This window comes from Allofournierella sp. (genome assembly GCF_017889395.1).
Taxonomy (GTDB): domain Bacteria; phylum Bacillota; class Clostridia; order Oscillospirales; family Ruminococcaceae; genus Allofournierella.
This window is the reverse complement of record NZ_JAGHKE010000018.1, coordinates 17,844-27,853: the sequence shown is the minus strand read 5'-3', so window position 1 is coordinate 27,853 and position 10,010 is coordinate 17,844. Positions and strand designations below refer to the sequence as shown.

The following is a 10,010-nucleotide window of genomic DNA, read 5'->3' as shown; positions in this document are numbered from 1 at the left end:
GAGGATTTTGAGGGCACGCTGGCCTGCACCGTGCCGGACGGCGTGGCCCACGCCACCACCGCCCATAAGGCTTTCCATTACCTGAGCCGCACCGGAGAGGGCGCGGTGCGCCTGCCGCCCGAGCTGCTCAGCCAGGCGGGCCGGCTGACCGTGTACGCCATCGATTCCAGCGGCGGCGGTCTGGTGGGCGAGGTGCACACCGGCAGCTGACCGGTCATTGTTCCAAACGCACCGGCGCGCATCCCGGCGTGCTGTGCGCCATAAAAACCACAAGGCGGAAGCACCGCCATAAAGGGGGTCAATTGTATGAAGCGCAACATCATCACCATCAGCCGTGAGCACTGCACCGGCGGTCTGGACATCGCCCGCAAGGTGGCACAGGATCTGAACATCCCGTTCTACGACAAGGAGCTCATCACCATGGCCGCAAAGGAGAGCGGCCTTTCCGAGGAGTCCATCGCGGCGGTGGAAAAGCGCCACTCCGCCAGCCTGCTGTACAGCCTGTACACCATGGGCGGCGATCTGCCGCTGAACGATCAGGTCTACATCATCCAGTCCAACATCGTTTCCCAGCTGGCGGAAAAGGGCCCCTGCGTGATCGTGGGCCGCTGCGCCGACTACGTGCTGCGGGACCGCCCGGATGTGCTCAAGGTCTTTTTGCATGCCACCATGGACTTCCGCAAAAAGTTCGCCCTGGCGGCGGGGGACTTCGCCCCCGGCACCGAGGACCGGATCATGGAGCTAAGCATCCAGAAGGAGGATAAGCGCCGCGCCTCCTACTACAATTACTACACCCAGAACCGCTGGGGCGAGGCCCAGTATTACGATATGTGCCTGAACGCGGCCCTGGGCATCGACGCCTGCGCAAAGCTCATTGAGGAAGCCGCCCAGCTGGAGGGCTGATTTTCCCCCTGTGCCCGGTGGGCAAAATATGCTATAATAGCCGCAGAGCGGCTATTATACGGGATTTTAATGCCCTTTTCCTCGCCCCTTACGGGGCAACCGGAAAAGATGGCGAATTATACCATAACGCTTCGCATTATGCTATAATAACCGAAAAGGGCGGCCCGGCGTGCGGCTGTGCGCCGGGCCGCCTTTCTTCTGTGTACGGGCGTCCACTGCGGGCGCTCTGTGAAAAAACAAAGAATGGAGAGATTTTACTATGGTACGCATCACCATGGAAAACGGCAAGACCATCGACCTGGAGCTGGACGCTCAGGCCGCACCCATCACCGTGGAGAACTTCCTCAAGCTGGTGAACGAGGGTTTCTACAACGGCCTGACCTTCCACCGCATCATCCCCGGCTTTATGATCCAGGGCGGCTGCCCGGACGGCACCGGCATGGGCGGCCCCGGCTGGCACATCAAGGGTGAGTTCGCCCGCAACGGCTGGAAGAACCCCATCAAGCACGAGCGCGGCGTGATCAGCATGGCCCGCGCCATGGACCCCAACTCCGCCGGCAGCCAGTTCTTCATCATGCATGAGGACGCTCCTCATCTGGACGGCGGCTACGCTGCCTTCGGCCGCGTGGTCAATGGTATGGACGTGGTGGACGAGATCGCCAACACTCCCACCGGCTTCCAGGACCGCCCCGTGACCCCCGTTGTGATGAAGACCGTGGAGGTCATTGAGGGATGATCGAAAAGCTGAAAGGGCTGATCGAGAAATATTATGAACAGCTGGCCTACCTGTTCTTCGGCGGGCTGGCCACGCTGCTGAACATCGTGCTGGCACTGGTGTTCCGCTGGATGGGCATGCCTACCACCTGGAACACCCTGCTGGACAACGTGATCTGCATCCTGTTCGCCTACTGTACCAACCGCATCTGGGTCTTCCGCAGCCACAGCAGGGGAATGGACGCGGTGCGGGAGTTCGCCTCCTTCATCGGCTGCCGTCTGGGCACCCTGGTGATGGATGTGGCCATCATGTGGATCGGCGTGGACCTGATCGGCATGGCCCTGGTGCCGGAAGGCTGGCAGGGGCTCTGGTTCCTGGCGGTGAAGCTGGTGGATCAGGTGCTGGTCATCCTGTTCAACTACATTTTCTCCAAGCTCATCATCTTCAAAAAGGGACAAAACAGCTGACGCACAAGAACAGCTCCGGGAACACCCGGGGCTGTTCTTTTTTGTTCGCATAATATTATATTGACATTTAATATTATACGAAATATAATATTGTTAGAAACAGAAAGGGAGGCGACGGCGTGGCGTTCAACAACGGAGCGGCGCTGATGGATGCGCTGGTGCTGAGCACGGCGGCAAAGGAACCCACCTACGGGTACCGGATCACCCAGGATGTGCGCCGGATCATGACGGTGAGCGAGAGCACCTTGTACCCGGTGCTCCGCCGCCTGCAGAAGGAAGGGTACCTGGAAACCTATGACCAGGCATTTGCCGGGCGTAACCGCCGGTATTACCGGCTCACCCAGGCGGGGGCCCAGGCGCTGGAGCAATACCGGGCCGAGTGGACCGAGTACAAAAAGCAGATCGATTCCATGCTGCTGGAGGGGGAAGACGACCAATGACGAAACAGGAATTTTTGCAGCGGCTGAACCGCCTTCTGGCGGATGTGACCCAGGAGGAACGGGAAGAGGCCCTGCGCTACTACGAGGAATATTTTGACGAGGCGGGCCCCGAGCAGGAGCAGGCGGTGCTGGCCGAATTGGGCAGCCCGGAAAAGGTGGCCGCCATCATCAAGGCCAACGTGCCGGGCAGCCGCATCCCGCCCCGCTACCAGACGCAGGGCGCCGGGCAGGCGGCAGGTGCCGCGGCGGGCGCGGCCCAATATGCGAATCCGCCCCAGTACCCGGGCGCGGCCCCGAAATCCGACAACCGCACCCTGTTCTGGGTGGTGGTCGTGGCGGCGGCGCTGATCCTGTCGCCCCTGTGGCTGAGCGTGCTGGGCACCGTGTTGGGCATCCTGGCGGCGGTGGCCATCACCGGGGCTGCACTGGCCTTCAGCGGAGTTGCAATGGTGATTGCGGGCATTGTGGTGGTGGTCAAGGGCTTCCTGACCCTCTGGACCGGCGTGGGCACCGCCCTGCTGGTGGCGGGCCTGGGCGTGCTGGACATTGCCCTGGGCTTTCTGGTGCTGGGCATCGGTCTGGCGCTGCTCTGGCTGCTGGTCTGGCTCTGGCGCATGGCCGTGCGGGGCTGGCACTGGGCCAAAGAAAGGCTGGCACAGAACAAGGCGAGGGGGAATGAGCAATGAAACGTGTGATCAAATACTGCTTTATGGCGGCGCTGGCCATGCTGATCCCCGGCATCCTGCTGTGTGTGCTGGGCATGATCACCGGCGGCGTGTGGAGCGATGCCTTCAGCCGCAACAATCTGATTTCCGGCACAAAGCCCATGTGGGGCTGGGATTGGCACTGGGGCCGCAGCACAGACGCCTCGGTGGCGGTGGATGACCCGTCGCTTTCTCTGGCGGGTTCGGGGGACTGGCAGGTCCCCCACCAGACCGGCGATGTGCAGCGGCTGGACTTCACCGTGGAGGTGGGCCGCCTGGAGCTGACTCTGGGAGATGATTTTGCGCTGAACACCGGCGGCTGTGACGATGTTCTGGTGGACAGCAGCCGGGAAAACGGCGTCTGGACCCTGACCGTGCACTCGGACCACAACCACAGCCATAGCCACGGCAGCGAGGATGTGGTGGAGGTGGTGCTGCCCCGGGATGCCTGGTACGATGCGGTGGAGCTGGAGTGCAGCGCCGGGAGTATCACCGGCGAGGAGCTGGCCTGCGGCGATCTGGAAGTGGATGTGCAGGCGGGCAGCGTGCAGCTGCGCCGGGTGCAGGCCGACTCCATGGACCTGAGCGCCGACGCGGGCAGCGTGGATGTGAGCGGCACCGTGAACGGCGAGGCAAAGATCGAGGTGAACGCGGGCAGCGTGACCCTGCGCACCCCTCAGCCGGAGCAGTACGGCTACGCCATGGAGTGCAACATGGGCCAGGTGGAGCTGTTCGGGGACGTTTCCTCCTCCCTGTACAAGCGGGTGGTGGAAAACGAGGACCTGCGCCCCTTCTTCGACCTGGAGGTGAACACCGGCAAGGCTGCGGTAAGGGCGAACGATACCCTGTAAACAAACAAGCAAACGGCCCGGAGGTTTCTCCGGGCCGTTTCATCATGCAAAGCGGCTATACAAAACGCCGCAAAGCCGGTATAATGGGAAAAAACAACAGAGCCAAAGCCCCTCGGGGGCGGCGCGGAAGGAGCGGAGCATGGAGCAGCACAGCATGCGGGTGGAGACCTTTGGCGGGTTGGCCGTCTGGCTGGACGGTCAGCTTCTGGTGCGCCGGGGCGAGCGGATCAACAAAAATCTGGAGATGCTGGCCCTGCTGGCGCTGAACGGCCGCGCGCCTCTTTCCAATGAGGCGCTGGCCGGTCTGCTCTGGACCGAGGAGGAGAGCCACAACCCGGCGGGCGCGCTGAAAAACGCCGCCTACTCGCTGCGCCGTCTGCTGGAGCAGCGGGGCGTGGAGCGGGAGCTGGTTACTGTGGAGGACAAGCAGTACCGTCTTGCGCCGGACCTTTCGCTGGAGGTGGACCTGTGGCAGGCGGGGCGGCTGGCCGAGCAGGCGGTGAACCAACCGGACAAAGCCCTGGCTCTGGCGGCCTGGGAGGAGCTGGACGGCATCTGCTGCGGGGATTTTCTGCCCCAGCTGGCGGACCGGCCCTGGGTGGCCGGGCAGGCGGCTTTGATCCGGGACGGATGGCTGGCCGCTGCCCGGCGGGCGGCGGCGCTGCTGCTGGAGGACCGCCAGCGCTTGGGAGCGCGCCGGGCGCTGGCGGTGTGTGCCGAGGCGCTGCTGCTCTTCCCGGACGACATGGAGCTGCAGATCGTGCGGTTTGCGGCCATGCAGGAGCTGAACATGAAGGCGGCGGTGCGCAGCCAGTACCCCCTGTTGGCCGAGATGCTCATGGAGCGGCAGGGGCAGGCCCCGCCGGCCCGGCTGCGGGCCATTCATCAGTGGGCCACCGAGGGCGAAAGCCGGGGCAGGGAGGAGATGCTGCGCATCCGCCAGAAGCTGGAGGGTCACGAAAAGAACGCCCCTCCGGGCCCCTATTTCTGCGAGTACGACCAGCTGCCCATGCTGTATGCCATGGCACGGCGGCAGGCGGTCCGCACCGGTCAGGTGGCGGTGCTGCTGCTGGCGGGCGCGGGTGGCCAGCCGGGCGCGGCCAGCGCCGGGGCGGACCAGGAGCTGCGCTTTCTGCTCAGCCAGACATTGCGCCGGGGCGATGTGTGCTGCCGCTACGGCCACGACCAGTATCTGGCCCTGCTGATGCTGACCGACCCTGCCCACACCGGGGCGGTGGAGCACCGCCTGCGGGCGGGCTGGCGGCCGGTGAACGGCCGGCTGGAGCTCACCTTCGATTTCGGCGGCCCGATGCCCCAGATCCACGGCGAATAATTTTTGCCTCCGTCGGGAACGGCGGGGGCTTTTTTTGCGCCCGAACCGAAAAATTTTGGGCGGATTTCTTAAAAAATTCACGGATTGTATCAGGATTGTTGGTTGTGTGGCCTAAAAACTTTGTTTATAATAAAGGTATCACAGGGGAGCCATTCCCCCAAAGGAGCGACGCAATGGAACGGCATTTTGTGGAATTCGATAACGTGTGCAAATATTACCAGATGGGTGAAAACCGCATCGCGGCGGCGGATCACGTCTCGTTTTTCATCGACAAGGGCGAATTCTGCGTGATCGTGGGGCCTTCCGGCGCGGGCAAGACCACCGTTCTGAACATGCTGGGCGGCATGGACGGCTGCGACGAGGGCCACATCTTTCTGGACGGCCAGGAGGTGAGCGCCTACAATCAGAAGCAGCTCACCCGCTACCGCCGCTACGATGTGGGCTTCGTGTTCCAGTTTTACAATCTGGTGCAGAACCTGACCGCGCTGGAGAACGTGGAGCTGGCCAATGAGATCAGCAAGGAGCCGCTGCCCGCCGAGCAGACCCTGCGCCAGGTGGGGCTGGAGCACCGGATGGACAACTTCCCGGCCCAGCTTTCCGGCGGCGAGCAGCAGCGGGTGTCCATCGCCCGGGCGCTGGCCAAAAACCCCAAGATCCTTTTGTGTGACGAGCCCACCGGCGCGCTGGACTACAAGACCGGCAAGCAGGTGCTGGCCCTGCTGCAGAACACCTGCCGCCAGACCGGCCGCACCGTCATCGTGATCACCCACAACTCCGCCCTCACTGCCATGGCGGACCGGGTGATCCACATCCGCAACGGCCAGGTGGCCGGGGTGGAGGTGAACGAGAACCCCACCCCCGTGGAAAGGATCGAGTGGTAAAAAATGAAACGTACATACCGCAAAATGGTGGTGCGCACCATCCGCCAGAGCCTGAGCCGGTTTCTGGCCATTTTTGCGATTGTGGCTCTGGGCGTGGGCTTTCTGGCCGGTCTGCTGGCCACCACGCCGGACATGCGCTATTCCGCCGACCGCTTTTTTGACGAGACCGACCTGTTCGACCTGCGCATTGTGGGCACTCTGGGCCTGACCGACGAGGATGTGGAGGCGGTGCGCGCCATTGACGGGGTGGAGCAGGTGATGCCCGCCTACTCGGCGGATGCCATCGTGAACACCCCCTCCGGCGACGGGCTGGTGGCCCGCATCCAGAGCGTGCCGCTGGACCAGATCGAGGAAAAGGAGCCCCAGGGCTACCTGAACCGGATGGAGGTGGTGGAGGGCCGCCTGCCGGTGAAGGAGGACGAGTGCGTGGTGGAGCAGGGCTCCGACCTGCACGGCATGGGCTTTTCGGTGGGCGACACCCTGACCATCTCGCCGGACAATGAGGACTGGGAGGACACCTTCACCCGCAGCGAGCTGAAGGTGGTGGGCGTGGTGAGCACCAGCGCCTATTTCTCCATCGAGCGGGAAAGCGCCAGCGTGGGCGACGGCACCGTGGATGTGGTGCTCTACACCGGCGAGCAGAATTTCGCGCTGGATGTGTGGACCGACATCTATGTGCAGGTGGAGGGCGCCAAGGCCTACGACAGCCTCACCGACGCCTACACCGACTATGTGGACCTGACTGCCCAGAAGCTGGAGGACATCAGCGGCGAGCGCAGCCGCATCCGCTATGAGCAGGTGAAGACCGAGGCCGAGGAGGCGCTGGCCGATGCCACCGCGGAATATGAGGACGCCAAGGCCGAAGCCGAAGAGAAGCTGGCGGACGCGGAGGAGGAGCTGGCGGATGGCCGCAGCGAGATCGAGCAAAATGAGAAAAAGCTGGAGGATGCCCAGAAGGAGATCGAGGGCGGTCAGGCCGAGCTGGATGCCAATAAGGAAAGTCTGCCCGGCACCCTGACCGCCCAGCAGCAGCAGCTGGCGGACGCACAGGCCAAGCTGATCGACGCAAAGGCCGAGTACGAGGCCGGCGTGGCCCAGGTGGAGCAGAAGAGCCAGGAGCTGGCAGACGCAAAGCAGCAGCTGGAGCAGGCGAAACAGCTGGTCCAGCTGCTGGAACCCAGTCTGACCCAGGCCCAGGAGGCCCTGCCCAAGCTGCAGGCTCGGGTGGATGAGCTGAAGCCCACGGTGGAGAGTGCCCGGCAGCTGGCCGACCAGCTGGAGGCCGCCCGCGCCGAGGCCCAGACCAAACGGGACGCGGCCGCCGCCGAGTTGGACGCGGCCAACACCGAATTGACCAACGCCCAGGCGGCCATCGACGCGGCCCGGGGCGAGCTGACCGAAGCGGAATGGGCCGCGCAGAAGCCGGACGAGGCCGCCCCGCTGCTGGCTGCCCGCACCCAGGCCCAGGCCCGGGTCCAGACCGCCCAGACCGGGCTGGACAGCGCCCAGCAGGCGCTGGATCTGGCGACCAGTCAGGCAGAGGCCGCCCGCACCCAGGCGGACGCGGCCCAGGCGTTGCTGGACGAGGCCAACAGCGCGCTGGCCCAGGGCCAGCAGGCTGTGAATGAGACCCAGGCTCAGCTGGATACCGCCAAGGCCCAGATCGCGGAGAACGAGCCCAAGATCACCGAGGGCGAAAAGCAGCTGGAAGCCGCCAAGGCTAAGCTGGAGGAGGCCAAAAAACAGATCACCGAGGGCGAAAAGCAGATCGCCCAGGGCGAGAGCGCTCTGAGCATGGCCCCGGGGCTTGCCCAGCTGGAGCTGGAGCTGGCCCAGGAGAAGCTGGATTCCGCCAAGGCTGAGCTGGAGGACGGCGCCGCCCAGCTGGAGGACGCCAAGCAGCAGCTGAGCGAGGGCGAGGCGGAATACGCCGAGCAGAAAAAGAGCGCCGAGGAGCAGCTGGCGGATGCGAAGCAGCAGCTGGATGACGCCCGGAAGGAGATCGACGAGCTGGAGGAGCCGGAATGGTACCTGCTCACCCGGGATGAGAACGTGAGCTTCGCCTCGCTGAAATCCAACGTGCAGAAGGTGGAGGCCATCGCCCGGGTATTCCCGGTGTTCTTCTTCCTGGTGGCGGCGCTGGTGGCCCTGACCACCATGACCCGCATGGTGGAGGAGGAGCGGCTGCAGATCGGCACCATGAAGGCGCTGGGCTACAGCAAAAAATCCATCATGGCAAAGTATGTGATCTACGCCATGACCGCCACCGTGGCGGGCTGCGTGTTCGGTTTGCTGGTGGGCTTCAATCTGTTCCCCACCGTTATCTGGAATGCCTACTCCATGATGTATACTCTGCCGAAGATATACCGTCTGTTTAATGTTCCCTATGCGGCCATTGCCTCGGGGGCGGCCATCCTGTGCACTCTGGCGGCTACCCTGAACGCCTGCTGGGCCACCCTGATGGAGGCCCCCGCCACCCTGATGCTGCCCAAGGCCCCCAAGGCGGGCAAGCGCATCCTTCTGGAGCGGGTACGGCCGGTGTGGAAGCGGATGAAGTTCACCCACAAGGTCACCGCCCGCAACCTGTTCCGCTACAAAAAGCGGTTCTTTATGACGGTGGTGGGCATCGCGGGCTGCACCGCTCTGCTGGTGACCGGCTTCGGCCTGCACGATTCCATCAGCGACATCGTGAACAAGCAGTTCGGCAAGGTGTTTACCTACGACTTCACCGTGAGCGTGCGGGACCCGGAGGAATTTGAGGGCAGCGAGCTGGAAGAGGTGCTGGGCGATTCCTCGCTGGTGACCGACTGGACCCTGGTGCACCAGGAGCAGAGCGAGAACGAATTCGACGACATCACCTTCGAGACCTATCTGTTTGTTCCTCAGGAGAGCAGCCGAATCGGCAGCTTCGTGGACCTGCACGAGCGGGTGAGCGGCGAGGCGGTGGCCTTCTCGGAGACCGGCGTGGTCATCACCGAGAAGATGAGCGAGCGGGCGAATCTGTCGGTGGGCGACACCGTGACCCTGGAAAACAAGGACGGCCGCACCGGCACCTTCCGGGTGGACGGCATCGTGGAAAATTACGTGGAGAACTACGTGTACATGAGCGCCGAGACCTACGAGTCCGGCTTCGGCGCTGCGCCGGAGTTCGATCTGGTGCTGGGCCACGCGGCGGATGATTCCGACGAGGGCCGGGCCGCGCTGAACAGCACCCTGCTCAAGACCGAGGGCGTGGCAGGCGTGAACCAGATCAGCGACCTGAAGAGCACCTTCAGCGGCATGATGCAGAAGATCGACATCATCGTGGTGGTGCTCATCGTTTCCGCCGGCGTGCTGGCCTTCGTGGTTCTGTACAACTTGACCAACATCAACATCACCGAGCGCACCAAGGAGATCGCCACCATCAAGGTGCTGGGCTTCTACGACAGCGAGGTCTCCGCTTATGTGTACCGGGAGTCGGTGGCGCTGTCGGTCATCGGTACGCTGGCGGGGCTGGTGCTGGGCATCTTTTTGCACATGTTCGTGATCCACTCGGTGGAGGTGGACGCGGTGATGTTCGGCCGCACCATCAAGCCGCTGAGCTACGTGTTCAGCGCCCTGCTCACCCTTGTGTTCAGCGCGCTGGTGAATCTGGTGATGCACCGAAAGCTGCGCCGAATCAGCATGGTGGAAAGCATGAAGGCCCCGGAATGATCCGCTGAAATCGTTTTTGAACG

9 protein-coding genes and 1 pseudogene are annotated in these 10,010 nt (G+C 63.6%); all 10 read left to right on the top strand.

Annotated features, from left to right (window positions below):
• Window positions 1–210: pseudogene (locus J7G73_RS03640) on the top strand (hypothetical protein); the annotation flags it as partial.
• 96 nt (window positions 211–306) lie between these two features.
• Window positions 307–903, top strand: coding sequence for an AAA family ATPase (locus J7G73_RS03635; protein WP_291245269.1), 597 nt, complete (start codon window positions 307–309; stop codon window positions 901–903).
• Between the two features lie 259 nt (window positions 904–1,162).
• The gene (locus J7G73_RS03630; RefSeq protein ID WP_087179983.1) at window positions 1,163–1,639 is read left to right on the top strand and encodes a peptidylprolyl isomerase; all 477 of its coding nucleotides are present in this window, start codon (window positions 1,163–1,165) and stop codon (window positions 1,637–1,639) included.
• Window positions 1,636–2,085 (top strand): GtrA family protein, encoded by a 450-nt coding sequence (locus tag J7G73_RS03625; protein ID WP_291245268.1) that lies wholly within the window; start codon window positions 1,636–1,638, stop codon window positions 2,083–2,085. The genes J7G73_RS03630 and J7G73_RS03625 overlap by 4 nt, the downstream gene beginning before the upstream one ends.
• Window positions 2,086–2,204: 119 nt before the next feature.
• Window positions 2,205–2,525, top strand: a complete 321-nt coding sequence (locus J7G73_RS03620; protein ID WP_087294189.1) for a PadR family transcriptional regulator — start codon at window positions 2,205–2,207, stop codon at window positions 2,523–2,525.
• Complete coding sequence (locus J7G73_RS03615) at window positions 2,522–3,211, top strand: DUF1700 domain-containing protein (protein WP_291245267.1); 690 nt, start codon at window positions 2,522–2,524, stop codon at window positions 3,209–3,211. The genes J7G73_RS03620 and J7G73_RS03615 overlap by 4 nt, the downstream gene beginning before the upstream one ends.
• A complete protein-coding gene (locus J7G73_RS03610) occupies window positions 3,208–4,080 on the top strand; it encodes a DUF4097 family beta strand repeat-containing protein (protein WP_291245266.1) in 873 nt (290 codons plus the stop codon). The genes J7G73_RS03615 and J7G73_RS03610 overlap by 4 nt, the downstream gene beginning before the upstream one ends.
• A 139-nt stretch (window positions 4,081–4,219) precedes the next feature.
• Window positions 4,220–5,413: a hypothetical protein gene (locus J7G73_RS03605; RefSeq protein ID WP_291245265.1), complete on the top strand. Its 1,194-nt coding sequence runs from the start codon at window positions 4,220–4,222 to the stop codon at window positions 5,411–5,413.
• Between the two features lie 173 nt (window positions 5,414–5,586).
• Window positions 5,587–6,294 carry an ABC transporter ATP-binding protein gene (locus J7G73_RS03600; RefSeq protein ID WP_291245264.1) on the top strand — a complete coding sequence of 236 codons (708 nt, stop codon included), beginning with the start codon at window positions 5,587–5,589 and terminating at the stop codon, window positions 6,292–6,294.
• 3 nt (window positions 6,295–6,297) lie between these two features.
• Entirely contained in the window at window positions 6,298–9,987 is a 3,690-nt protein-coding gene (locus tag J7G73_RS03595; RefSeq protein ID WP_291245263.1) for an FtsX-like permease family protein, read from the top strand.
• Window positions 9,988–10,010 lie beyond the last annotated feature (23 nt).